The organism is Butyrivibrio sp. AD3002 (assembly GCF_000420905.1).
Classification (GTDB): domain Bacteria; phylum Bacillota; class Clostridia; order Lachnospirales; family Lachnospiraceae; genus Butyrivibrio.
Genome location: NZ_ATVV01000012.1, coordinates 73,769 through 99,396, shown reverse-complemented (window position 1 = coordinate 99,396; position 25,628 = coordinate 73,769). Strand labels below are relative to the sequence as shown.

Below are 25,628 nucleotides of genomic sequence, written 5' to 3'. Positions count from 1 at the left end.
ATTTGCGGAAATCCCAACTCTGATATAACTTAATAAAGATTCATATATTTTATAAAAAATGGCACTCGTGTGGCACTTGGTGGCACTCGATATGGCACTCGATGGCACTCGTTTTTGGGTAGTCCTATGAGGGAATACTTCATGCCATTTTTGGTAACTTTCTAGGTTAAAAGTCCCAAATTAGCATTTAACAAATCAATTTTGAAAAATGGTATTTGTACCTGACTGGAAATATAACGAATCCATGTTGTTGTATGGTTTAAATTATGTACGATAGTAGCAACAAACATGATAAAAACATACATAAACTTAACTTGACAAGACAACTCTATGATGATAAGTTAAAAATATGTATAGAAATGCTATGCAATAGAGTAAAATCCGACAAATAATTAACATCATGGAGCGAGTATATGAACTTATATTATGAACTATTACAATACCCAATTTTTTCCATGAAAGAGGTTAATGCCCTGTATTCAAGTGAACGGACAGCAAGGATGGCATTAGAAAAGCTTCTGAAGGAAAATATGGTGCTAAAAATACGAAATGGGTTATATACGTGTCTTAGCGGTGAAAATGGCGGACCAGTGGCTAACAGATTTCAAATTGCCAGTGCTATCACTCCATCTTCATATGTATCACATCATACAGCATTTGAATATTATGGAACTGCCGATCAGGTTTTCTATGAGGTTTATGTTGGCTCAGAGACACGTTTTCACGACTTTGAATTTGATGGGTACATTTATCATTATGTAAAAGAACAGCTGAAGGAAGGTATAGTTTTTCCGGAATTTGGTGGCGGTGTAAGGATTACGGATAAGGAGCGGACAATAACAGATTCCATAAGGGATATGAATCTCATTGCCGGGCTGGAAGAGGTGCTTTCATGTGTTGTGTCCGTGAACAGTATTGATGAAACAAAAATGTTAAATTATCTGGCCTTATATGACAATGCCTTTTTATATCAGAAGACAGGTTTTATCTTTAGTGAATATCAGAGGGAACTTGGTATAAGCGATGATTTTATAAAGATATGTAAGGATAGGAGCGGAGATTCAAAACGATATCTGGCAACCGGTATAAATGAGCCTGCTTATTCCGGAGAATGGAAGTTGGTCTATCCAAAGAATATTAAGAGAATGAAAAACGGAGGGCTAGAAGATGCCGCAATTTAATAGAAGAGAGCTTGATGTAAGAGCTCGGGAATATGGTTTTAATCGCGATACCTTTGAGAAGGTTCTTCGATTGAGGACAATTCTTGATTTCCTAAATACGCATGAATATATGCGTGAACATCTGTTGCTTAAGGGTGGAACGGCAATAAATCTGACTGTTTTCAACCTTCCAAGATTGTCGGTTGATATAGATTTGGATTTTGTTCCAAATCTGACAAGAGAAGAAACGGTGAATGAAAGAGAACGTCTGACGGAGATCTTGAAGGGATTTATGTCGGAACAAGGATATTCCCTCTCTGAGGCATCAAGATTCAGTCACAGCCTGGACGCATTCCATTATAATTATGTGAATGCGGCTGGTAATAGAGATATGATCAAGATAGAGATCAACTATTCACTGAGAACTCACGTGTTATTACCAGAGGACAGGGCATTAGTGACGGATGCTTTTGGAGAACCGATAAAAGTCAGGACGGTTGCTGCAATGGAAATCTTTGCGGCAAAAACCAATGCTCTGATAAGTAGAGCGGCTGCAAGAGATTTGTATGACTTCTGTAATATGGCTGATATTAAGCTGTTTGCAGGAGAGGAAGACTTGTTTAGGAAATGCATCATTTTCTATGCAACGATCTCGGCAAAGGAAGTGAACAAAACCTTTGATACATCAGCCATAGACAGTCTTGTCTTTTCAAAAATAAAATCAGATTTGTTCCCGGTTCTGGCTGTGAAGGATAAATTTGACCTGGAAGGAAAGAAGCAACAGGCAAAGGAGTACATAGCTTCGCTTATGAAGCCGACAGCTCAGGAAATGGAATATATGGAAAGGTTTATAGCAAAGGAATATAAGCCGGAGCTGCTTTTTGAAGATACAGAGATCATAGAGCGCATACAGAACCATCCTATGGCACTATGGAAATGTAAATAATATGAGAAGGATAGGGTGACTATCATCTGGAATCGGCACCATGAAGTTAAAAAGCTTCGTGATGCCTTTTTTATATGAGTGAATGGGACTAAATTAGTTCCAATATTAAACAGCGAGAGGTATGATTAAGGTATAATCCTAAACAATAGGAGGTATACATATAGGCATTTTTATTAAGCAGGATGATGCAGATAAAAAGCAGTTTAAGATTTATTTGTATTGTGAGAACTCCTTAGAGGTAACTAGAAAGGAAGCAATTAGTGTAAGCGAACGAGAGCGTTTAGAATTGATGCTGATTTCAAATTCGGATGTTCACTATAATGCTCGCGCAGATGAAGGGGTACTTGCAGACGTAATATACGGAAACGAAGAATAATTATCAAGATGAAAAAAATCAATTGTCTACTAAATAAAAAATAATTTAGGAGATATTGATTTATGAATTATAAAGATATAAGAATTAGTGAAAAAATATTATTGACTATAGATGAAGCAGCTTTGATAAGCAATATAGGTCAAAATAAATTATCAGAACTGTTAAAGAAACCATCTTGCCCTTTCGTGTTCTATGTTGGACGAAAAAAACTAGTTAAAAGAGAAGCATTTGAAAAGTATATAAACGAAAACATAGAAGTAGATTGAATAAATGTAACACAAAGGAGCTTATTTATGGTATTATATAAGGTACTGTATTTAGGCTTCTTTTTCACGAAAGGAGCTTATTATGGGAAAAGACTTAAAAGGTAAAGAGCTGGGTGTAGGTATTACTCAGCAGAAAGATGGTCTTTATAATGCAGGCTTTGTAGATAAGTTAGGGAAAAGGAGAGTAAAGCGATTTAAGAAACTACAGGAATGTAGGAAATGGCTTGATGAAGCGAAGTACATAGATGAGCACAGTAGCATAACAGAAGCAAATTCAATGATGGTAGATGCTTTCTTTGATTACTGGATTTCTATAAAAGAAAAAACGGTAAGACCCAATACAGTGAGAAATTATAGAGAACGATATCATCATAATATCAGCAAAGTTATAGGAAAAATGCTTCTTGTTGAGGTTAAACCTATTCATTGCCAGAAGATATTTAGCGATATGGCTGAAGAAGGATATAAGACATCGACAATGTATCAGACTAGAATAGCATTATACAATATGCTGGAGTTTGCTAAGGAAAATGATATTATAATCCATAATCCTTGCAAAAAGTCAGTGCGTAGTGATATAGGAAAACCTTAGGAAGAAAAAAGAGCCTTGGAGAAGGCTGATCAGAAACGCTTCCTAGAGTATGCACGAGATCAGAGCTACGAAAATCAGTATAGATTCATTTTACAGACAGGCCTGAGAACAGGAGAACTTGTCGGACTAAAATGGTCAGATATTGATTTTGAAAAGAAGGTGCTAACAATTAGCCGGTCTATGGAGTATAGGCATTCTACAAAGGAATGGCGAATCGGGAGCCTAAAAGTGCATCTGGATACAGAACAATTCCGCTAACAAGTGAAGCTATAAAGATTTTAAAAGACCAGAAGTTAAAGAATAGTACAATTAAAGTGATTCCGATGGAGTGGAGAGAATTTGTATTCCTTTGCCGGAAGGGAACACCGATAAAGAATAGCACTTATGATACTGCATTGTATAAAATATGCAAAAATGCTAACATTAACTCATTTGGAATGCATATCCTAAGGCATACTTTCGCGACCAGATGCATTGAAGCGGGAATGAAGCCAAAAACTCTTCAGAAGCTTCTTGGACATTCTAATATTGGAATAACTATGAATTTGTACGTCACAACTACAGAGGATGAAAAGCAAAAAGAAATCGAGCTTGTAGAGGAAGCATTGAAAGTTATATAAGTTCATAAAAATGCTTATATATTATTTTTCTGTGTAACACTAATTGTAACACCTTGAAAAGGTGATGGCTCGAAATGCTTGTAAAATCAACACTTTTAAAGGAGATAAGATAAATATGAAACTAGGAATCGTCGGGCTCCCGAACGTCGGAAAGAGTACCCTTTTTAATTCACTTACAAATGCAGGAGCGCTTGCAGCGAACTATCCTTTCGCAACAATTGATCCTAATGTGGGAATCGTTGCTGTACCGGATAAGAGATTGCAGCTCCTCGGTGACCTTTATAATTCCAAGAAGGTAACACCTGCTACAATCGAGTTCGTTGATATAGCAGGTCTTGTAAAAGGCGCATCTAAGGGCGAGGGCCTTGGAAACCAGTTCCTTGCAAACATTCGTGAGACAGATGCAATTGTGCATGTCGTAAGATGCTTCGATGATCCCAATGTGGTTCATGTTGACGGTTCGGTTGACCCTGCAAGAGATATTGAGACTATCAACTTAGAGCTTGTTTTCGCTGATCTTGAGGTTTTGGAGAGAAGAATTGCAAAGACTACCAAGGCAGCAAGAATGGATAAGACAGCAGCCAAGGAACTTGAGCTTCTTAATAAAATTAAGGAAGTTCTCGAGGGCGGCAAGATGGCAAGAGAGCTCGAGCTTGATGATGAGGATGAGAAGGCACTTATGAATACCTACGACCTTCTTACCTGGAAACCGGTAATCTATGCAGCTAACGTTCTTGAGGATGATCTTGCTGACGACGGCGCTTCCAATAAATATGTAGCAGCAGTTCGCGAGCTTGCGGCAAAGTCCGGTAGTGAAGTTTTTGTAATCAGTGCTCAGATTGAAGCTGAGATTTCAGAGCTTGAGGCTGATGAGAAGGCTGAGTTCCTTGAGAGTATGGGACTTTCCGAGTCCGGTCTTGATAAGCTTATCGCAGCAAGCTACAGAACTCTCGGTCTTATGAGCTTCCTTACTTCCGGTGAGGATGAGACCAGAGCCTGGACCATCAAAATCGGAACCAAGGCTCCTCAGGCAGCAGGTAAGATCCACACAGACTTTGAGAGAGGTTTCATCAAGGCTGAAGTTATAAATTACGAGGATCTTCTTCGCGAGGGCTCAATTGCAGCAGCAAGAGAGAAGGGCCTTGTCCGCATGGAAGGTAAAGAATATGTTGTACAGGATGGAGATGTAATCCTGTTCAGATTCAACGTGTGATACTGCAAAGCATCGCAGCAAAATAAAGAAGGTACCAATGCAAGCTGGCTTGCTGATTGGTGCCTTCTTTTATTTTGGTATGAAGCGCGCAGCGCTTCAATGAGGAATTGCGAAGCAATTTCGAGTCTGCGGCCTTTGTTATATTTGATGCTTAGAAGAACTGTTGACATTTAGAATATTAATGATATCATAATGATATCAAATAGATAAAAGTTACATCCCAAAGAAAGAGGTATATTATGAACACTACAAAAAACACAGACACAAAATTAATGAAATACCTTCGCTGGGTATTTATAATCGCCTGGGTAATGCAGGTTGCAGTATGGATGCTGTATCAGAACGGAGGGGCGGCGGTAGGTCAGCTCCTGATGGCAGTTATGATGTATGTGCCGCTTGTTGCAACACTGATATCCGGAGTAAAGCTTAAGGGAATGGGCTGGAAGCCTAAATTCAAGGGGAATATCGGAACACTGCTGTTTTCATGGTTTGGTCCGTTTCTTCTTACACTGATAGGCGCAGCTATATACTTCCTTATTTTCCCTAAGCATCTTGATCTGACAGGACAGTATATAATGGCTGCTTCAGGAGAGGCAGGAGAAGCCGCTATGAAGGCACTTGAAGCACAGGGGCTTACCTATCAGACATACATGCTTATTACATCTGCTTCTTCAGCACTGTATGCACCGCTTTTAAATATGTTCGTAGCGGTCGGTGAGGAAGCAGGCTGGAGAGGATATATGTCTCCCGTCCTTAAGGAGAAATTCGGCAGAACAAAGGGCATCATAATCGGCGGCATTATCTGGGGCATGTGGCACTGGCCTCTCATAGGCTTCATTGGATATGAATATGGCCCCAGCTATTTCGGATTCCCTGTTACAGGAATGCTGGTATTTTGCATATTCACAATTACACTTGGAATTTTGTGTGACGCGGTTTATGAAAAGAGCGGATGTATTTGGTTTCCTGCAATTTTCCACGGATCAATAAATGCCGCAGCAACTATTCCGATAGCGTTATGTGTGCCGGATACCGGCAACTACAGGCTTTTAGGACCTGCACCAAATGGTGTTTTGGCCGGACTGCCAATAATTATCATTGCAATACTAATATTTAAATCAAGATACTTTTCAACAAGGACAGAATAATTCAGGAGGTGAATATTATGAATGAAAATGTAAAAGAAAAAGTTATAACCGGACATAAAAATGGAATGGCAGTAATGATAACAGTTACAGTACTGTATTTACTTGCTATTGTGGTGCTTGTGTTTTCCGCAATGGGACTTGACGGCGCATCGGTATACATAACTGCCGCATTAGGAGAAGGCGCTAATCTTTTGATTTTTATTATAAGCATAATTTACATAGCGATCGGCTGGTTCCCTTATCTTGGACTTAAGGCTATTAAGCCAGGTGAAGCGCTGGTGCTCACACTTTTTGGAAAATATGTCGGAACACTTAAAGAGGATGGATTCTACTTTGTAAATCCTTTCTGCACAGCTTTCAATCCTGCTGCTGATACAAAGCTTGGTCAGAGCGGAGATATCGCTGATAATAAGAAGATTGCAGGTATAACTATTAACAGCGGTGAAATGCAGCTCACAGGAGCGGGATCATCAAAGAAGATATCACTTAAGGTTATGACTCTCAGCAATTCCAGACAGAAGGTCAACGATCTTCTCGGTAATCCTGTTGAGGTTGCGGTTGCTGTTATGTGGAAGGTGACTGATACTGCAAAAGCAGTATTTGCTGTTGATAACTTCAAGGAATATCTCTCTCTTCAGAGTGATACGGCTGTAAGAAATGTGGTTAAGCTTTATCCTTATGACATCACCGAAAATGTTGATACCACCGGTGACGGACTGGCTGATGACGGAAGCCTTCGCGGCTCCACGGAACTTGTTGCACGCCGTATCAGAGATGAGATTCAGGTAAAAGTTGCCGATGCCGGAATCGAGATAGTTGATGCAAGAATTACCTACCTTGCTTATGCTCCCGAGATTGCAGCTGCAATGCTTCAGAGACAGCAGGCAGCAGCAGTAGTGGATGCCAGAAAGCTCATTGTTGACGGCGCGGTTGGAATGGTTGAACTTGCTCTTGAGAGACTTAATGAAAAAGAGCTGGTTGAACTTGATGAGGAGAGAAAGGCAGCTATGGTATCCAATCTTCTCGTAGTTCTTTGCGGAAACCATGACGCACAGCCTGTTGTTAACTCAGGAAGTCTGTATTAATGGCAGAGAAAAAGCAGGTCCCGCTTCGCCTGAGTGCCAAGTTGTACGATGCCATCGCTGCCTGGGCAGAGGATGACTTCCGCTCGGTAAACGGACAGATTGAATATCTTCTCACGGAATGTGTGAAGCAGAGAAAAAAAGACGGCAAATATGTTTCAGAACATTTAGATGAGCCGCCGGAACTTGATATTTAAACAAAGCCTTCCCCTCATCCGGCACTTCGTGCCACCTTCCCCCAAAGGGGGAAGGCTTTAATCGGGGAAGGCATAATTTTACAATTTGGTTATTCCGTACGCGTCCAGATCATGTCCCAGCAATTCCATAATTCTAAGTTCATCCATTGCATCTATTACTGCGTTGTGAGTTTCGCAGTAACTTGCATTTCCACTGATCATTCTCAATATATTTTCAACGGAATATCCACTTTTCAACCGGCCGCTTTTACATAAAGCGGCACTGGCCGGAATGAAGCTGTTGAACTGCTTATATGCAGCCAGTCTCATGATATCGAACCAATCGAAGTCCGAGAGCTCTTCCAAATGACCGTAGTCAAATTTAGCATTGTAAGCGTATAAACTACCAACACCGTTTCCCCTCAGGTAATTGCTGATGTCAGCCATTGCCGCCTCTCTGGAGGCTACTGCCTTCGGAATGTTTTTCGCAATATTCAGAACGCTTGAATACATCCCGCCTTTTCTGTATTCGGGATCAATAATATAATACTTCGCACCAACACACTTAAAAGTACTCGCATCCGCAAGTGCAATACCGATAGACATTACCTCGTTATACCAATTGGTTTCGGTGTCTATTACAGCGATAGTGCTATGTGAGTTGGGAGCTTCTTTGGGAACTTCTTTTGGAACTGGAGCGGGGGCGCTTTTTTGTGTACTTTTTTCTATGTGATTTTCTGTGGCCTTTTTGTTAGATGGTCCGGAACTTCGGCGATTTTCTGCCTTGGCAGAAGGGTTTTTTATCATATTTAAAAATTCAAGTGAAGTATTGTGACTCATTTTTTAAAAATCCTTTTGGTAAATTTGCATTACAGCATGTTATATCTTAAATGATTTTGGGTTAAGAGACAATGTCATGAGTAAGTGGCGAGGTTGACAGATACCTCTATATGTGTTTCAATATCTACTATTATTTTTTCCATTTCTTCAATATGAATTCGTCATATTGTTTTTTCCATTTTTGTTTTCATAATTTTTATATAGGGAAAGGAGGAGAACTGTTATATTCCCAAAGTATGATTTTTTATCACAATTACAGGAAAGAGAAGCGTTATTAAAGAGAGAGGTGAATAAGAGAAAAAAACGTATAGCAAATGCGCCGGAAGGCAGTCTTAGAATAGCTACAACGGGAGGGAAGAGCCACTACTATCTTGGGATAAAGGGGCATAGGAAGAGTGAATATATTAAAAGAGAAGATTCTGACCTGGTTAGCGAACTTGCGCAAAAGAGATATGATTTGAAATTTGTTAGTGAAGCTGAGAAGGAGCAGAAGAGGATTTATTCATTTTTACGGGGCTATTCAGATAATATACCCGGACTTATTTCCGGATATCCTTCGGAATTAAAACAAAAACTCGATTTTGCAGACATGCCTGATGATGATTATGTCCATGATTGGCAACAGTTTGAGTATGTGCCCAAGAAATTTGATGAAGAAATGCCATATCATGTGACGGTAAGAGGAGAAAGAGTACGATCCAAATCTGAGGAGATGATAGCCAACGCATTGTTTTCAAGAGGAATTCCGTATAGGTATGAGTGCCCGATAATTCTGAGTAATGGGCAGGTGCGTTATCCGGATTTTACAATCCTAAAACCGGGGACTAGGGAGGAAATTTTTCTAGAGCATTTAGGGATGCTGGATAATCCCGAATATCTTGAAAATAATATGAAGAAGTTCAGAGAATATGAGAATAACGGAATAATTTTGGGGCGGAATTTGCTTGTTACTTATGAAAGTTCAAAGCAACCGTTAAATTCACGAATAGTGGAGAATTTTATTGAGGCTCATTTTGGCAAGATATCTGTGCTTTGATTCAAAATGGCCAAAACATAGATGCTTTTTTAGGGGGAATCTGTGTTTAGGCTGTAAATTAAGAAAACACAGATGGATATAGTAGGGATGGTCTGTGTTTTGAGAAGAAAAGCCCAAAACACAGAATGCTATAGTGGTTAGAGTCTGTGTTTTGAAAGAAAATGCCCAAAACAAAGAAGGCCATAGCGTTAGGCATCTGTGACCTGGAAGAAAAAGACAAAAACGCAGATGGCGACTAATAATGCATCTGTGTTTCGAATGAAAGAACTAAAAACACAGACAGCCCTCGCAGAAAGAGTCTGTGAAATAAAAGAAAAGATATAAAACACAGAACCCCTAAAATATTTAATATTTAATAAAAATTTCCCAAATAACTCGAAAAGAACAATACGGACAAGATATAGCAAATAAGAAGCTAAAACCACAATATCTTGTATGGGCGAGCCTCCCACCGGACGGTGGGAGGCATTTTTGCGCCTAAATTCAGCGATAAAGCCGCCAGACAGAGGTTGTTAAATGAAGAAAAAAGGTATATTATACATTTAGGTGGAGGAATGTGGTGCAGAGTGGGTGATTGTGGTGGATAATAACACAGACCTGCCAAAAACAATCAATCACAAAAAATAAGTTGACGAATCAGAACAATCCACCTTACCGGTGAAGAAACTATGGGAAAGGCGTACAAAGGCGAATACAGCCATTCAATCGATGCAAAAGGGCGACTGATCATCCCGGCCAAGTTTCGCGATCTGCTGGGAGAGCAGTTTGTGGTAACGAAGGGCTTTGATGGATGTCTTTTTGTGTTTGATCAGGAAGGTTGGGATGCCTTTGAGGAGAAACTCAAGGCGCTGCCTATGGATATACCCGGTGCAAGACAACTTGGAAGATTCTTCATGGCAGGAGCAGATGATGTCGAGCTTGATAAGCAGGGAAGAATACTTCTTAAAGCAAACTGGCTAAGCCACGCTTCTATAGAAAAGGATGCAATTGTTGCAGGTGTCGGCAATAGAGTTGAAATCTGGAGCAAGGAGAAGTGGGAAGAAGCAACAAGCTTTGATGATATCGATAGCATAGCAGCGAAAATGAGTGAATATGGCTTAAGCATCTAAGTCATGTGCCTGGTACAAGGAAAGAAAACAATATGGAATTCAAGCATTACTCAGTGCTTCTAAATGAAGTGATTGAAAACCTGAATATAAAGCCTGACGGCATATACGTTGACGGTACACTGGGCGGTGCGGGACATTCCTCACACATAGCCGAAAAACTCTCTGATAAAGGAAAACTCATTGGAATTGACCAGGATGAAGATGCAATTAAGGCGGCAACAAAGCGCCTCGAACCTTTTGGCGACAGAATCACCGTTATTCGTGACAACTATGAAAATGCGGTAAGCAGAGTAAGAGACCTTGGAATAGAGGGTGTTGACGGAATCCTCCTGGATCTCGGAGTTTCATCCTTTCAGCTGGATAACGAGGAGCGCGGTTTTACCTACAGATTCGACACACCTCTTGATATGAGGATGGACAGACGCCAGGAACTGACCGCGGGAACAATAGTGAATGAATTTTCCGAGATGGAAATATTTCATATTATAAGAAATTACGGCGAAGACAAATTTGCCAAGAACATTGCAAAGCACATAGTAGCGAGAAGAGCGGAAAAGCCTATAGAAACAACCTTTGAACTCAATGAGATTATAAAGGCTGCAATTCCCGCAAGAATGAGAGAAAAGGGAGGGCATCCTTCAAAGAGAACTTATCAGGCGCTGAGAATTGCCTGTAACAGAGAGTTGGATGTTCTGGAGAATTCTCTTGACGGAATGATCGATTTTCTTAATCCCGGAGGAAGAATCTGTGTAATAACCTTCCACTCTCTTGAGGACAGAATAGTAAAGAACAACTTCAGGAAAAATGAAAATCCCTGTACATGCCCGCCGGAGATCCCGATCTGCGTATGCGGCAAGAAATCAAAAGGAAAGGTAATAACAAGAAAACCGATAATTCCTTCCGAAAAGGAACTTGAAGAAAACTCAAGAAGCGCCAGTGCAAAGCTGAGAGTTTTTGAAAAAATAGAATCATGAGGGTGTATAGTAACGAGGAAATATATATGGAAAAGAGATATGTATACGGTAATACCGCAAGACAACTGAATGAGCCAAGAAGACAGACTCGAAGAGAGATGCCGCTCCATGAGGTTAAGCGCAAGGAGGCTAAGAAACGCGCGTCTCACATGAGCCTTGGATATTTGTTGTTTTTGTCACTTGCAGTTTTGGCTACAGGGGTTATACTTACTTGGTATATAACTCTTCAGTCGGAAATAACTTCAAGTGTTAAGGAAGTGTCCACTTTGGAGGCACAGCTCAATACCTTGAAGCAGGACAATGATGAGGCGTATAACAAGGCTGTAAGCAGTCTTGATTTGGAGGAGATAAAGCGAATCGCTATAGGGGAGTACGGTATGACCTATGCTACTGATGGTCAGATCGTATCTTATTCCGGTGGCAGTGGCAATGATTATGTAAGACAGGTTGCACCTATACCGGATGGTAATTGAAAAAGTTATGAGAACTAAAAGAAGTAAAGCACAAAAATTTACAATAGGGATGAAAAAGAAGCTGTTAGTGCTGTTCATAATAGTACTGACAGCTTTTGTTGGTTTGAGTATCAGACTGATCCTCATAAACAGGGACAACGGTAAGGAATATGAAAAGCAGGTTTTGTCCCAGCAAAAGTATGATTCCAGCACAATACCTTACAGACGCGGTGAGATACTTGATGCCAACGGGACAGTGCTGGCATACAGTGAGAAGGTTTACAACATTGTTCTTGATGCCAAGCTTGTTTTATCGGGAAAAGATAATAAGTATCTGGATCCCACGGTCAGTGCACTTGTGAGATGCTTTGGCTTTGATGAGGCAGAAATCAGAAACTATATTTCCGATAACCCCGAGTCGCAGTACTATGTCCTGTCAAAACAGCGCACCTATGATGAAATCAGCGAATTCCAGGGGCTTATTACAATAGGCAGCGAAACCTACGACGAAAATGTACAGGGTGTGTGGTTTGAGGAAAACTACATCAGAAAATACCCTAACGGCTCAATGGCATGCGATGTTGTCGGATTTACAACAAGTGACAACAACGGCGTATTCGGACTTGAGGAATATTACAATGATGTCTTAAGCGGCAGTAACGGACGTACCTACGGCTACCTCGACGAGGATTCGAACCTTGAGAGAACAACAATCCCGCCGACGGACGGAAACAGCATAGTTACAACTATAGACGGTAACCTTCAGTCAATCGTCGAGAAGTACCTTCAGGAATTCAATGATACCTATAAGGATGCATTTCGCCAGGGAAACGGCGCGAACAATATCGGTTGTGTGATCATGGATGTCAATAATGGTGATGTCCTTGCGATGGCCAGCTATCCCAAATTTGATCTTAACGATACCAGAAATACCGACAATCTCATCGGAATGCCCAGGGTAGATGAGAGAGGTCTGAAAATAGCGGGCGAGAGTATATATGATTCCGGAGTTTACATTACGCAGGAGATGCTCGATGGCATGAGCGAAGATGAAAAAATGTGGAACCTCAACGCTCTCTGGAGAAATTTCTGTATATCTGATACCTATGAGCCGGGTTCGGTCGCAAAGCCTTTTACAGTGGCAACGGGACTTGAAGCGGGCTGCATTACAGGCAATGAAGTATATGAATGTACCGGAAAAATGGATATCGGCGGACACGAGATTTACTGCCATAACAAGTACGGTGATGGCGCTGTTTCCGTTGAAAGAGGTATAGAGATTTCCTGTAACGTTGCTATGATGAAAATCGGCCAGACAATAGGTGCCGATACCTTCGCGAAATTCCAGAAAAGCTTTGGTTTTGGCCTTAAGACCAATATAGACCTTGCCGGAGAAGCCAGGACGGAAGGACTCACCTACAGTGCAAACGATATGGGTTCCACTGAGCTTGCAACAGGCACGTTCGGACAGGGCTTTAACGTGGATATGATTGAGATGATCTCTGCGTTCAGTTCACTGGTAAACGGCGGCAATTTTTATGAGCCCCATGTTGTAAAGAAAATCCAGAACTCTTCGGGAGCTACGATTAAGAGCATTGAGCCTAAGATACTCAGACAGACTATCTCGGAGTCGACTTCAAAGAAGGTTATAGAATTCTGTAATCAGGTTGTTGCAGGTGAAGAAGGTACCGGTAAGACTGCAAGACCTGCAGGATATATGATAGGTGGTAAAACAGGTACAGCGGAGACTATTCCGCGTAAGAATCAGCAGTACGTAGTATCTTTCATGGGATATGCTCCCGCTAATGATCCTAAGATTGCGATCTATGTTGTTGTAGACAGACCTAACGCAATGGATCAGGCTGATGCCAAGTTTGCAACAAGAGTTGTAAAAAAGGTGCTTACAGAGGCTCTTCCTTACCTGAACATACCTATGACTGAGCCTGTGACAGAAGAAGAGCAGGCTGAGCTTGATGCTTTGAGAGAGAAGGAAATTATGATGGCAGCTGCTGAGAAAACAGAAGCCACAGTGGATGAGAATGGTAACCCGATTCTTGATGAGAACGGCAATCCGGTTACCGCGGAGCAGGGAACACCTCTTTTGGATGAGGACGGTAATCCGGTGCTGGATGAAAATGGTAATCCTGTTATGCAGAACACCGGCGATGAAGTTTCCGGTGGCGATGCCGAAGATGGAGACCTCGATGAAGACAGTATCTGGGAGAAGATTCCGGAGGATGAACTTCCCGAAAACACTGAGCCTGTATGGAAGTCGTTTGAAATAGACGAGGAAACGGGGTATTATATTGACCCGGAAACAGGCGATCTGATTAATCCCGAGGATGGTCATTCTATCAGCGGTGACGGACTTCCGGACTATAACCCGCCTGAAACTGAAGATTCTGTGGGAGACTGATTTATTATTTGGAAGGAATAACTATGTTAGCTAAAGATATAATCGGCAAAAATGTACTTGTGATAGGAACCGGCATTTCCGGAATAGGAAGTGCGAAATTACTTGGAAAAGTAGGAGCAAAGCCTGTAATTTTTGATGAAAACACAAAGGTTACCGTGGAGGCTGTAAAGGAAAAGCTTGCGGGCTATGAAGGAACGGAACCTGAGATAATTATCGGAGAACTCTCTGATGAAGTTATAAAGGATTTGGTGCTTGTTGTTCCTAGCCCAGCAGTTCCGCTTGATTCGGATCTTATTCTTCGTCTTAAGGAGGCGGGACTCCCTATCTGGAGTGAGATAGAACTCGCTTTCAATTTTGCCAAGGGAAGTCTCGTGGCCATAACGGGAACAAACGGTAAGACTACTACAACAACCCTTGTGGGCGAGATTATGAAGGCTCATTTTGCATCCACATATGTTGTGGGAAATATTGGCTATTCCTATGCGGAGAGAGCTCTTGAGATGACGGATGATACGGTTTCAATCGGAGAGATCAGCAGCTTTCAGCTTGAAGCTGTGGAGAATTTTCATGCGAAGGTTTCCGCGATTCTCAACGTTACTCCGGACCATTTGAACAGACATCACACCATGGAGTGCTATGCCTCCATGAAAGAAAATATTACAAATAATCAGACTAAGGACGACACCTGCGTGCTCAATTATGACAATGAGTATACCAGGGCTTTTGCCGAAAGATGTCCTGCAAAGGTGGTGTTCTTTTCATCATCGGGGAAGCTTGATGAAGGCTTTTTCCTTGACGGAGAGGATATAATGCTCGCCGAAAACGGTAAGGCCGAGAAAGTTATGAATGTTCACGAGATGAACCTCGTCGGAACCTGCAATTATGAGAATGTGATGGCTGCCATCGCAATGGGACTTGCGATGGGAGTTCCTATGGATACAATACTTGGCGTTGTCCGCTCGTTCAAAGCGGTTGAACACCGTATCGAATTTGTTGCCACAAAAAACGGCGTTGATTACTACAACGATTCGAAGGGAACCAATCCCGATGCCGCAATCCAGGGAATAAAGGCTATGTGCAAGCCTACATATCTCATAGGCGGCGGATATGATAAGGGAAGTGAGTACGATGAATGGATCGAGGCTTTTGACGGCAAGGTTAAAAAGCTTGTTCTCATCGGTGTTACCAAGCAGAAGATAGCAGACTGTGCAAAAAAGCATGGTTTTAATGATTATGTATTTATGGAGACTTACGAGGAAGCACTTAAGTATTGCAGTGATAATGCTGTTTCGGGAGAAGCTGTGCTTCTTTCACCCGCCTGTGCGAGCTGGGATATGTTCCCCAGCTATGAGGTAAGAGGGCAACAGTTCAAGGATTATGTGAATAATCTGTAAGTTTTAAAGGGGGATTTTGTATGGAGGCTGCAAGAATGGCAGGAGCTACAAGAACAGCAAGGTCTGGCGCGTTTGCCACTCGCGGTATGGATAGACCCGTATCTAAGAAAAAAGTAAAAAAAGAAGTCTATGTTGATTACAGCATGGTCTTTGTTGTGCTCTTCTTGCTGGTATTTGGTCTTGTTATGCTATATTCTACCAGCTCGTATGAAGCGACTTTGAAAAAGGGCGATTCGGCATATTACCTGAAGCATCAGCTTATACCGACTGTTTTGGGAGTTGGTGTGATGATAGTGGTATCGAGAATCCCGTATCAGATATATAAAAAATTCGCATCTATAGCGTATGTGTTATCTATAGTGCTTGTCCTTCTGGTTAAAACTCCTATGGGAATGACGATTAACAAGGCATCCAGATGGATTAAGATAGGCGGAGTATCTGTTCAGCCCGCAGAAGCTGCAAAGCTGGCGATGATCATTGCGCTGGCAACATTTATCAGTAAGCTTAGCAGGAACATAACCAATCCCAAGGCATTCTGGATAGTGCTCTGCGTGCCTCTTCCGGTATGCTTCCTGGTATGGAAGGTTACGAGTAACTTAAGTTCCGCAATTATTATTTTCTGTATCGCTTTTGCAATGCTCTTTATATCAACTCCGGGCTACAGGCGCTTTATTGCCATATCCGGATCGGTGGTCGGAGCAGCTGCCGGCGTGGTTTTCTTTGTTAAAAAAGCAGGCTTTAACAGCAGCATGAACTTCCGTTTCGTCCGTATTCTTGCATGGCTTGATCCTGAAGCATATGTAAACGATAAGGGTTATCAGACACTTCAGTCCCTCTATGCAATTGGCTCAGGCGGCCTTTTTGGAAAAGGTCTCGGAGAGAGTATGCAGAAACTCGGATTTATTCCCGAGGCTCAGAACGACATGATTTTTTCAATCATTTGTGAGGAGCTGGGAATTGTCGGTGCGATAGCAGTTATGCTCATGTTTGTTATTCTTATTTACAGAATGATGGTTATTGCCCAGAATGCACCGGATATGTATGGAGCTCTTCTTGTTATCGGAGTTATGGCTCATATTTCTATCCAGGTTATTCTGAATATAGCCGTTGTAACCAATACCATCCCCAATACGGGAATCACACTTCCTTTCATCAGCTACGGTGGAACCGCTGTGCTTTTCCTGCTTACAGAGATTGGAATCGTGTTTAATGTTGCAAGACATATAGACGTTTAAGGACTTTATGTAAATGGCAAGAAAGAGAAGACGAGTAAAAAGAAGAAGAACACATGCTCCTCGAATGAGCTTTGGGGAGCTGTTTTTTCTGCATAAGAGCCTTTTTATAATAGGAGCGATAATACTTATCGTTCTGATTGCGGCAATTTCGGCACTTTCGTATTTTGCGCATAATTACACCATCACAAATGTCTATGTTGACGGGAATGTGCATTATACCGATGAAGAGATCATGAACATGGTCATGACAGACAAACTCGACAGAAATTCCATGTACTTATCGCTCAAATACAGGGACAAGGAGATAACCGGTGTCCCTTTTATCGAGAAAATGGACGTGGAAATACTCTCTCCCGACACGATAAGGATCAATGTTTACGAAAAGGCTATTGCGGGATATGTGAAGTACCTCGACAGATATATATTCTTTGACAGGGACGGAATAGTGGTGGAGACCTCAGAACAGCCCTCTGATGATGTTCCTCTTGTGCTGGGGCTTAGTTTCGACTATATTGTTCTGCATGAAAAGCTGCCTGTCGAAAATGAAAACGTTTTTAAAGAGGTTCTTGATATCACTCAATTATTAAATAAATATGATCTGAAGGCTGATAAAATATTTTTTGACAGTGATTTTCATCTTTATATTTATTTTGATGAAGTGGAAGTCAGTCTCGGAACTAATGACAACATAGATGAAAAAGTGATACAATTACAATACATTTTGCCGGAACTCCAAGGAAAAAGCGGCATCCTGGAAATGTCAGAATATGATTCAAATACTCAGAACATTACATTTGAACAGAAAAATTAAAATTCTAGGTTGTAAATTATATAAAATAATTATAAAATGCTTTGTAGGAGTTTTAGGTTATGAAGGAGGAGCACTATCTTGCTTGAACTAAAGTCAAATGAGGCTGAATCCGGTGCCAAGATCATTGTTGTTGGGGTTGGTGGCGCAGGAAATAACGCTGTAAATAGAATGGTAGAGGAAAATATTTCCGGTGTAGAATTCATCGGAATTAATACAGATAAGCAGGCTTTGCAGCTTTGCAAAGCTCCCAAGCTGCTTCAGATCGGTGAGAAGCTCACCAAGGGTCTTGGTGCGGGAGCAAAGCCGGAAATCGGTCAGAAAGCTGCTGAGGAGAGCCAGGAAGAGATTTCCGCAGCTCTTAAGGGTGCTGACATGGTTTTCGTTACTTGCGGAATGGGTGGCGGTACCGGTACAGGTGCAGCTCCGGTTGTAGCTAAGCTTGCAAAGGATATGGGTATTCTTACTGTCGGTGTAGTCACCAAGCCTTTCGCTTTTGAGGCTCGCGTACGTATGCAGAACGCACTTGCCGGCATTAACACAATTAAGAACAACGTAGATACTCTTATCGTTATTCCTAACGATAAGTTACTTCAGATTGTTGACAGACGTACAACAATGCCCGATGCACTGAAGAAGGCTGATGAAGTTCTTCAGCAGGCAGTTCAGGGAATCACAGATCTGATCAACGTACCCGCTGTTATCAACCTTGACTTCGCTGACGTTCAGACAGTAATGAAGGACAAGGGAATCGCACACATCGGTATCGGTTCCGGTAAGGGCGATGATAAGGCTGCGGACGCAGTTAAGATGGCGGTTGAGTCTCCTCTTCTTGAGACTAAGATTGACGGAGCTTCCAATGTTATCATCAATGTATCCGGTGATATCACACTTATGGATGCTTCAACTGCATCAGACTATATCAGAAATCTTGCAGGAGATGATGTTAATATCATATTCGGCGCTATGTATGACGAATCAATGGCAGACACCTGCAATATTACTGTTATTGCTACAGGTATTGATGACAGAGCAAATAATGCTGCTGCATTGCAGAGGGCTCTTAATCGTAACGCTGAGAAAGCCGCAGCCGCTCAGGCAGCACAGGCTGCAGCTGCTGCATCACAGCAGGCTCAGGCACAGCCTCAGCCCCAGGTTCAGGTACAGCCTCAGGTTCAGGTTCAGCCGCAGGTACAGCCTGTTCCGGTTACTCCCGAGCCCATGATTGATACACTGACAGCTCGTTCAGCTCAGACAATACCGACACAGAAACCGGTTACTCCTCAGCCTACTCAGAGACCTTCATCAGGACTTAATCGTACTCCTGAAGTTAGAAGCTCTGTAGAAGCTAAGAGTCTTAAGATACCGGATTTCTTACAGAAAAAGTAATAATGACTTTCAAACAGTCACCTGAATAATCGGGTGACTGTTTTATTTTGCATTTTTTAATAGTTTGAGCGAGATAATGCATTTTTTTGTGGATAATTCCGTTTCACAATGTTACAATAACTTGTGTGGGTATTTTTTTTAGACCCTAAATCTTGTAAAAGAATCAAAAGTTACAAATCTATAATTTTTTATGTGCGATAAAGCACAGAAAGGTTATCATTATGAAGTGTCCTTTTTGCGGTAAAGACAACACTCGTGTAATTGATTCAAGACCTGCGGATGAGAATACATCCATCAGACGCAGACGTGTCTGCGATTCTTGCGGGAAGAGGTTTACGACCTATGAGAAGGTTGAGACTATCCCTCTTATTGTTATCAAGAAGGATAATAACCGTGAACCCTACAATCGTGCAAAGATCGAAGCAGGCGTGCTGAGAGCATGTCACAAGAGACCGGTAAGTGCTCAGCAGATTACACAGATTGTCGATGCTGTAGAGACTGAGGTTTTCAATCTTGAGCAAAAGGAAATCCCCAGCCGTATTATCGGTGAGCTTTGCATGGATAAGATGAAGAATCTCGATCCTGTAGCTTATGTAAGATTTGCGTCTGTTTACCGTGAGTTTAAGGATGTAAATACCTTCATGGATGAGCTTAAGATAGTACTGGAGAAGGAAGAAGAGGGTGTGATAACCGATTCTACTGATAAGAACACCCCCTTGTTGAAATAAACTGTAATCTGACCTTGGTTGTTGACATCTGCTACGTCTTTCCGTATAGTTTATGGTGCATCAAGACTTGATAATCAAATTGTTTTGGTGCGAAAACTAAATAAAGAAAGAAGGATTGTAACATGATGAAAAAAGGTATTGGAAGGAGAGGACTTTCCACACTTTTAGTTGTGTTAACGACACTGACTCTTACTATGAGCGGATGCTCAGGTAAAAAGGCAGAGGAATCTACGGCAGATGCGACCAATGCTACCGAGAATACCAGTTCAGGAAAGGACGGTAAAGCGGAGACAGCTGACAACACTGCAAGTTCAGATGATCTTTCAAAGATTACCATTGGTATTCCACAGGATATTGACAGTATGGACCCGCACATCGCACAGGCGGCGGGAACCAGAGAAGTACTGTTCAATGTTTACGAAGGACTTGTGAAGCCTGACCAGGATGGTAATCTGCAGCCTGCCATAGCCAGCGAGTACACAATTTCTGAGGATGGAAAAACTTATACCTTCACACTTAGAGAAGGCGTTAAGTTCCATGACGGTTCTACGGTTACGGCGGAGGATGTTAAATATTCAATCGAGCGTAATGCCGGTACCGATGGAACAGATCCGTTGATATCGGCATTTTCTAATATTGATAGTGTTGAGATTGCGGATGATTCCACAGTAGTAATGACACTTAAGGAAGCAAATACAGAGTTTCTGGCATATATGACAGTAGCTATTATTCCCGCTTCCAATGAGGATCCCGAAGGTAATCCTGTGGGAACAGGCCCTTATAAGTTTGTTTCACGTTCACCTCAGGAGAACGTAATACTTACCAAGTTTGATGAATATTGGGGCGAGCCCGCATACATTAAGGACATAACACTTAAGGTTGAGGCTAATGCTGATTCAATCGTTATGGATCTTGAAGGCGGCTCCATTGATATGTTTGCAAGAGTAACATCTGCACAGATGTCACAGCTTTCCGATAAGTTTGATGTATATGAAGGAACCATGAACCTTGTTCAGGCACTGTATCTAAACAATGCCGAGGAGCCCTTCAACAACGAACAGGTTCGTCAGGCTCTCTGCTATGCTATAAGCCCGCAGGAAATCATGGACTTTGTATCAGACGGAAAGGGAACCGAGATCGGAAGCAGTATGTTCCCTTCCTTCGGTAAGTATTTTGATGCAAGCCTTAGTGAGACCTATAACCAGGATATTGATAAGGCTAAGCAGCTGCTTGCAGAGGCAGGATATCCGAATGGTTTCGACTTTACAATAACCGTTCCCTCAAACTACACTCAGCACGTAGACACAGCACAGGTGCTTGTTGAGGAGTTTAAGGCTATCGGTGTTAACGCTACCATCCAGGAAGTTGAGTGGAATACATGGCTTGATGATGTATATACAAACCGCAACTTCCAGTCAACTGTTATCGGTGTTGATGCTTCAACACTTACAGCTTACGCACTTCTTAGCAGATTCAGATCTGATGCGCACAACAACTTCATCAACTACAATGATGCGTCCTACGATGCAGCATTTGATGCAGCTGTGAATGCAACTGATGATGCCGAGAAGACCAAGAACTACAAGGAATGTGAGAAGATTCTTTCTGAAACCGCAGCAAATGTATACATTCAGGATCTTCCCGAGTTTGTAGTATTAAATAAGAAGTTTACAGGTTATACTTTCTATCCGCTTTACGCACAGGATTTTTCAAAGATAAAACCTGCTAAATAAAATATTGAAAAAAGAGGAACACGCATATGAGATACGTATTGAAAAAAGTTTTGAGCATGGTGCTGACTTTATTCGTTGTATCTTTGTGCGTGTTCTTTGCATTTAGCCTAATACCGGGAGATCCGGTAACAAGAATGTTCGGAACAGAGGCTACACCTGAACTGATAGCGCAGTACAGAGCAAAAATGGGACTTAATGATCCACTTCTTGTCAGATATTTTCGCTGGTTTATAGCATTTTTACAGGGGGATATGGGAACCTCCTATGATTACAAGATTCCCGTAGCTGGTATGCTTGCAGAAAAAATCCCGATTACGCTTACACTTGCTATTATGTCTTTTGTGATCATGGTCATCATATCGATTCCGCTCGGCATTTACACTGCAAAGTACGAGAATGGAATAATTGATCATGTGATTTCTGTTATTAATCAGATAATTATGGCGGTACCGCCGTTTTTCTCAGGAATATTATTGACCTTCTTTTTTGGTGTGATTCTGAAAATATTCACGCCGGGAGGTTTTGTTTCATATACAAAGGATGTTCAGGGATTTCTTAAATACCTGATTTTGCCGGCTTTTGCCATAGCACTTCCTAAGGCAGCAATGGCGACGAAGCTTCTTAGAGGTTCTGTCATTGATGAGGCCGGAAAAGATTATACAAGAACAGCCTACAGTAGGGGGAATACCACAAACGGCGTTCTGTATCGTCACGTCTTGAAAAATGCCATGATTCCTGTAGTTACATTTATGGGAATGGCTCTCGCCGATATGGTTGCCGGAAGTATTGTAATTGAGCAGGTTTTCGGAATCCCCGGAATAAGCCGCATACTTCTAAGCTCAATCAACAACAGGGATTATCCCGTGGTAGAGGCAATCATCATGGGAATAGCAATCATGGTCCTTGTGATAAACCTGTTGGTTGATATCATTTACAGAATTATCAATCCCAGAATCGAGGTGGAGGAGTAATGAAGAAATTTCTTTCACTTTTCAAAAAGAATAAAGCTACAGGGCAGAGAAATACATTTCTTCTCCTTGGGACAATACTTACGGGAATAATACTCCTTATGGTTATAGTGGGAGTATTCTATACTCCCTATAGCCCGACTAAGATGGATGCTTCGGCAAAGCTTCAGGGTATCTCTCTTAAGCACATCATGGGCACTGATAACATGGGAAGAGATGTGTTCAGCAGAGTTCTCTACGGAAGCAGGATTACTCTTATAATTGCGACGTTCACCATTTTGATCGGAGCGGGAGTAGGGACAATTATCGGAGCTCTTGCCGGATATTTCGGAGGAATGTTTGGCGAGGTGACAATGAGAATTATTGATGCAATGCTGGCGTTTCCCAGTATTTTGCTCTCGCTGGTTTTTGTGAGCCTTTTCGGAACCGGAACCTATCAGGTTGCTGTAGCTCTCGGAATATCATTTGTACCAAGCTTTGCCCGCATAGTGCGAGGTGAATTCCTAAGGTGCAGAAACATGGATTATGTGGAAGTAGCAAGGCTCCAGGGAGTTTCAAATATCAGAATAATATTTGTACACATACTACCAAACACGGTAGGAGTATTGCTTTCATCAGTGATGATCGGCTTTAACAATGCTGTTCTTGCGGAGGCGGGACTCAGTTTCCTTGGAATAGGTGCGCAGCCGCCCTATGCAAGTCTCGGGAAAATGCTCTCGGATGCACAGGGTTATCTGTTCAACAGACCCAGCTATGTAATAAGCATAGGTCTTGTGATTGTGCTTATGGTTTTGGGATTTTCGTTCCTTGGTGAAGGTATAAAGAGAATTCAATGATTTTTATAAGGAAAGCAGTTTATGGGAAATGTAATACTTGATGTTACTGATCTTCATATAGAATTTCATGATCATGACAAGCCGGAGACGGTTGTCGAGGACTTTGATCTTATGCTTGAAGAGGGCGAGATTGTCGGAATCGTCGGGGAATCCGGATCCGGGAAAAGCATGAGCGCCCTCGCAATCGCAGGACTTTTGAAAAGACACGCCCTCACGAAACAAGGCAGAATCATGTTCGACGGTACCGATCTTTTAACCTGTGACAGACAAAAGCTGAGGTCATATCAGGGTGATGAGATATCAATGATTTTCCAGGAGCCCATGACCTCTCTTAATCCGGTGAAGAAGATTGGCTGGCAGGTGGAGGAATCACTTAGGATCCACCACCGCGAAATAGATAAAAAGGAAAGAAAACGCCGCGCCATCGAGATGATGGAGGCAGTAGGACTTCGGGAGCCGGAGCGTGTTTACAATATGTATCCGCATGAGCTGTCGGGCGGAATGCGCCAGAGAGTTATGATAGCTGCAGCGATGATAGGTGAGCCCAGGATATTGATCGCGGATGAGCCGACGACGGCGCTGGATGTCACAATTCAGGCTCAGATTGTGGAACTTCTTAGGAAAATGAACAGAGAAAAAGGAACCGCAATCATTTTTATCTCCCACGATCTATCACTCATCAGACAGCTTTGCAAAAGAGTTATAGTTATGCAAAAGGGGAATATAGTAGAGATTGGCGATGTGGAGAATATTTTCAGAAGACCTCAGATGCTCTACACAAGAAAGCTTATAGCTGCGATTCCGCAGATAGATCTATCGTAAAAGGAATGTCCTATGGAACAGGAAAAGGTAATTCAGATCAAGGATCTGAAGGTTTACTACAAAGATCATAAAAAGAATCCGCTTAGCAGGGACCATAGAAGGCAGGTTTTAAAAGGAGTTTCTCTTGATATATATGAAGGAGAGATTCTTGGAATTGCCGGGGAGTCAGGATGCGGTAAATCCACCCTTGCTAAGGCCCTGGTTGGAATGAATAAGGATATCGAAGGAGAGCTTATTCAGAAATACAATGATGCACAGATGGTTTTCCAGGATCCGTATTCGTCCCTTAATCCCACAAAGAAAATCGGATGGCTTTTGGAAGAGCCCTTAAGGGCAGATAAATCAAGGAACTGGACTAAAGAGAAGAGACAAAAGCGGGCAAAGGAGATCATGCGGGCGATAGGCCTTCAGGAGAACATGATGGACAGATATCCTTCGCAGCTATCCGGAGGGCAGAGGCAGAGAGTCAGCATAGGCGTTGCTCTTATGAAATCGCCCAAGGTTTTGATTGCGGATGAACCGGTATCGGCTCTTGATGTTACGATTCAGGCTCAGATACTGGAACTGTTACAGAAACTCCATCAGGATATGGGAATTACTATTCTTTTCATATCCCATGATCTTCGCGTCATATATCAGATATGTGACCATGTAGCTGTTATGCATGAGGGAATCATTGAGGAATACGGTGTTCCGAGAGCTGTTTATAAAGATCCCAAGAGCCCTTATACCATGCAGCTTCTGGAGGCTGCCGGAATAAGACAGCCCAAGGTATAAAGTTTTCGCCCCTATATGCCGATATAATACAAGATGATGTGAAATGATTGAAAAACGCCACAAGTTCGTGTATTATAACGATGTATGAAGAAAGGAGGGGCGTATGAGGATTGATGGGCTTGATAACTCATATATACGCGAAATATATCAGGACGCCATCGCTTCACCGGATAAGAGTTCGCAGGTAAGACCGGAGTCTACACCCCAGAGCAATGTTAAGGAAAGCGATAATACTGAAAAGTCTGTTTCTGAGGAGGTTGTAAAAACTCCCCGCAGAAACTCAAATATAAGTGATGTCAGAGTGTCTTTGGGGAATAGAGACAGTTCACTTGTGGGACTTTCCAATCTCGGAGGAATTCAGTCGAGCGTTATGCGCAAGGCCGTTTCGGATATGCAGAAGGATTCAATTCTTCATGAATATCAGTATTTTGTGGGAAGCGGAGCTATAAGAAGAAAAGAAACTGCCGGCGATGGCAATGTAGTGATGAATGATGAGGACGGACTTGTCGTTCGCAAGTGATTTGGTAATTTA

The 25,628-nt window shown here is 42.0% G+C and carries 27 protein-coding genes; 26 read left to right on the top strand and 1 reads right to left on the bottom strand.

The annotated features are described in order from the left end of the window. The first annotated feature begins 500 nt into the window (after positions 1-500). The 10 genes from G596_RS0109945 to G596_RS0109905 all read left to right on the top strand — a co-directional run bounded on the left by G596_RS0109945 (position 501) and on the right by G596_RS0109905 (position 7,600). Entirely contained in the window at positions 501-1,181 is a 681-nt protein-coding gene (locus tag G596_RS0109945) for a type IV toxin-antitoxin system AbiEi family antitoxin domain-containing protein (protein ID WP_242829182.1), read from the top strand. Beyond that, positions 1,168-2,106 carry a nucleotidyl transferase AbiEii/AbiGii toxin family protein gene (locus G596_RS0109940; protein ID WP_022761693.1) on the top strand — a complete coding sequence of 313 codons (939 nt, stop codon included), beginning with the start codon at positions 1,168-1,170 and terminating at the stop codon, positions 2,104-2,106. The genes G596_RS0109945 and G596_RS0109940 overlap by 14 nt, the downstream gene beginning before the upstream one ends. Before the next feature lie 438 nt (positions 2,107-2,544). Further along, positions 2,545-2,748, top strand: coding sequence for an excisionase (locus G596_RS0109930; protein ID WP_022761692.1), 204 nt, complete (start codon positions 2,545-2,547; stop codon positions 2,746-2,748). Between the two features lie 82 nt (positions 2,749-2,830). After that, on the top strand, positions 2,831-3,340 hold the full coding sequence (locus tag G596_RS25510) for an N-terminal phage integrase SAM-like domain-containing protein (RefSeq protein ID WP_242829181.1): 510 nt from the start codon (positions 2,831-2,833) through the stop codon (positions 3,338-3,340). A 15-nt stretch (positions 3,341-3,355) separates the two neighbouring features. Next, positions 3,356-3,598, top strand: a complete 243-nt coding sequence (locus tag G596_RS25950; protein WP_278246764.1) for a tyrosine-type recombinase/integrase — start codon at positions 3,356-3,358, stop codon at positions 3,596-3,598. Further along, on the top strand, positions 3,547-3,960 hold the full coding sequence (locus G596_RS25505; RefSeq protein ID WP_278246763.1) for a tyrosine-type recombinase/integrase: 414 nt from the start codon (positions 3,547-3,549) through the stop codon (positions 3,958-3,960). The genes G596_RS25950 and G596_RS25505 overlap by 52 nt, the downstream gene beginning before the upstream one ends. Positions 3,961-4,075: 115 nt before the next feature. Beyond that, complete coding sequence (gene ychF / locus G596_RS0109920; protein WP_022761691.1) at positions 4,076-5,173, top strand: redox-regulated ATPase YchF; 1,098 nt, start codon at positions 4,076-4,078, stop codon at positions 5,171-5,173. Between the two features lie 239 nt (positions 5,174-5,412). Continuing rightward, positions 5,413-6,321 carry a CPBP family intramembrane glutamic endopeptidase gene (locus G596_RS0109915; RefSeq protein WP_022761690.1) on the top strand — a complete coding sequence of 303 codons (909 nt, stop codon included), beginning with the start codon at positions 5,413-5,415 and terminating at the stop codon, positions 6,319-6,321. A gap of 17 nt (positions 6,322-6,338) precedes the next feature. Continuing rightward, positions 6,339-7,406 carry an SPFH domain-containing protein gene (locus G596_RS0109910; protein ID WP_022761689.1) on the top strand — a complete coding sequence of 356 codons (1,068 nt, stop codon included), beginning with the start codon at positions 6,339-6,341 and terminating at the stop codon, positions 7,404-7,406. After that, positions 7,406-7,600: a PTS ascorbate transporter subunit IIC gene (locus G596_RS0109905; RefSeq protein ID WP_022761688.1), complete on the top strand. Its 195-nt coding sequence runs from the start codon at positions 7,406-7,408 to the stop codon at positions 7,598-7,600. The genes G596_RS0109910 and G596_RS0109905 overlap by 1 nt, the downstream gene beginning before the upstream one ends. 78 nt (positions 7,601-7,678) lie before the next feature. Here G596_RS0109905 and G596_RS21700 read toward each other — a convergent pair whose 3' ends face one another. After that, positions 7,679-8,185 (bottom strand): hypothetical protein, encoded by a 507-nt coding sequence (locus tag G596_RS21700; protein WP_044928395.1) that lies wholly within the window; start codon positions 8,183-8,185, stop codon positions 7,679-7,681. A 520-nt stretch (positions 8,186-8,705) separates the two neighbouring features. Between G596_RS21700 and G596_RS21695 the strand changes: the two genes are divergently transcribed. The 16 genes from G596_RS21695 (at position 8,706) to G596_RS0109820 (ending at position 25,616) form a co-directional block, all read left to right on the top strand. Then, positions 8,706-9,455: a hypothetical protein gene (locus tag G596_RS21695; protein ID WP_022761686.1), complete on the top strand. Its 750-nt coding sequence runs from the start codon at positions 8,706-8,708 to the stop codon at positions 9,453-9,455. A 668-nt stretch (positions 9,456-10,123) separates the two neighbouring features. Continuing rightward, complete coding sequence (gene mraZ / locus G596_RS0109890) at positions 10,124-10,564, top strand: division/cell wall cluster transcriptional repressor MraZ (protein ID WP_022761685.1); 441 nt, start codon at positions 10,124-10,126, stop codon at positions 10,562-10,564. A gap of 32 nt (positions 10,565-10,596) precedes the next feature. After that, on the top strand, positions 10,597-11,538 hold the full coding sequence (gene rsmH / locus G596_RS0109885) for a 16S rRNA (cytosine(1402)-N(4))-methyltransferase RsmH (protein WP_022761684.1): 942 nt from the start codon (positions 10,597-10,599) through the stop codon (positions 11,536-11,538). A gap of 26 nt (positions 11,539-11,564) precedes the next feature. After that, on the top strand, positions 11,565-12,011 hold the full coding sequence (locus G596_RS21690) for a hypothetical protein (RefSeq protein WP_022761683.1): 447 nt from the start codon (positions 11,565-11,567) through the stop codon (positions 12,009-12,011). Between the two features lie 49 nt (positions 12,012-12,060). Next, a complete protein-coding gene (locus G596_RS0109875; protein WP_242829180.1) occupies positions 12,061-14,406 on the top strand; it encodes a peptidoglycan D,D-transpeptidase FtsI family protein in 2,346 nt (781 codons plus the stop codon). A 23-nt stretch (positions 14,407-14,429) separates the two neighbouring features. Further along, positions 14,430-15,800, top strand: coding sequence for a UDP-N-acetylmuramoyl-L-alanine--D-glutamate ligase (gene murD, locus G596_RS0109870; protein ID WP_022761681.1), 1,371 nt, complete (start codon positions 14,430-14,432; stop codon positions 15,798-15,800). A 20-nt stretch (positions 15,801-15,820) separates the two neighbouring features. Continuing rightward, on the top strand, positions 15,821-17,035 hold the full coding sequence (locus G596_RS0109865; RefSeq protein ID WP_022761680.1) for an FtsW/RodA/SpoVE family cell cycle protein: 1,215 nt from the start codon (positions 15,821-15,823) through the stop codon (positions 17,033-17,035). 13 nt (positions 17,036-17,048) lie between these two features. Further along, positions 17,049-17,846 (top strand): cell division protein FtsQ/DivIB, encoded by a 798-nt coding sequence (locus G596_RS0109860; protein ID WP_022761679.1) that lies wholly within the window; start codon positions 17,049-17,051, stop codon positions 17,844-17,846. 78 nt (positions 17,847-17,924) lie between these two features. Continuing rightward, positions 17,925-19,232, top strand: coding sequence for a cell division protein FtsZ (gene ftsZ / locus G596_RS0109855; protein ID WP_022761678.1), 1,308 nt, complete (start codon positions 17,925-17,927; stop codon positions 19,230-19,232). A 221-nt stretch (positions 19,233-19,453) separates the two neighbouring features. Further along, the gene (nrdR, locus tag G596_RS0109850) at positions 19,454-19,960 is read left to right on the top strand and encodes a transcriptional regulator NrdR (protein WP_022761677.1); all 507 of its coding nucleotides are present in this window, start codon (positions 19,454-19,456) and stop codon (positions 19,958-19,960) included. A gap of 122 nt (positions 19,961-20,082) precedes the next feature. Then, complete coding sequence (locus G596_RS0109845; RefSeq protein ID WP_022761676.1) at positions 20,083-21,693, top strand: ABC transporter substrate-binding protein; 1,611 nt, start codon at positions 20,083-20,085, stop codon at positions 21,691-21,693. Positions 21,694-21,719: 26 nt separating this feature from the next. After that, positions 21,720-22,664, top strand: coding sequence for an ABC transporter permease (locus G596_RS0109840; RefSeq protein ID WP_022761675.1), 945 nt, complete (start codon positions 21,720-21,722; stop codon positions 22,662-22,664). Beyond that, positions 22,664-23,497 carry an ABC transporter permease gene (locus tag G596_RS21685; protein ID WP_022761674.1) on the top strand — a complete coding sequence of 278 codons (834 nt, stop codon included), beginning with the start codon at positions 22,664-22,666 and terminating at the stop codon, positions 23,495-23,497. Before G596_RS0109840 ends, G596_RS21685 begins: the two co-directional genes overlap by 1 nt. A gap of 21 nt (positions 23,498-23,518) precedes the next feature. Then, on the top strand, positions 23,519-24,319 hold the full coding sequence (locus G596_RS21680; protein ID WP_049944859.1) for an ABC transporter ATP-binding protein: 801 nt from the start codon (positions 23,519-23,521) through the stop codon (positions 24,317-24,319). Between the two features lie 12 nt (positions 24,320-24,331). Then, positions 24,332-25,096, top strand: coding sequence for an ABC transporter ATP-binding protein (locus G596_RS0109825; RefSeq protein ID WP_026671278.1), 765 nt, complete (start codon positions 24,332-24,334; stop codon positions 25,094-25,096). Between the two features lie 103 nt (positions 25,097-25,199). Next, a complete protein-coding gene (locus G596_RS0109820) occupies positions 25,200-25,616 on the top strand; it encodes a hypothetical protein (RefSeq protein ID WP_022761673.1) in 417 nt (138 codons plus the stop codon). Positions 25,617-25,628: the final 12 nt, after the last annotated feature.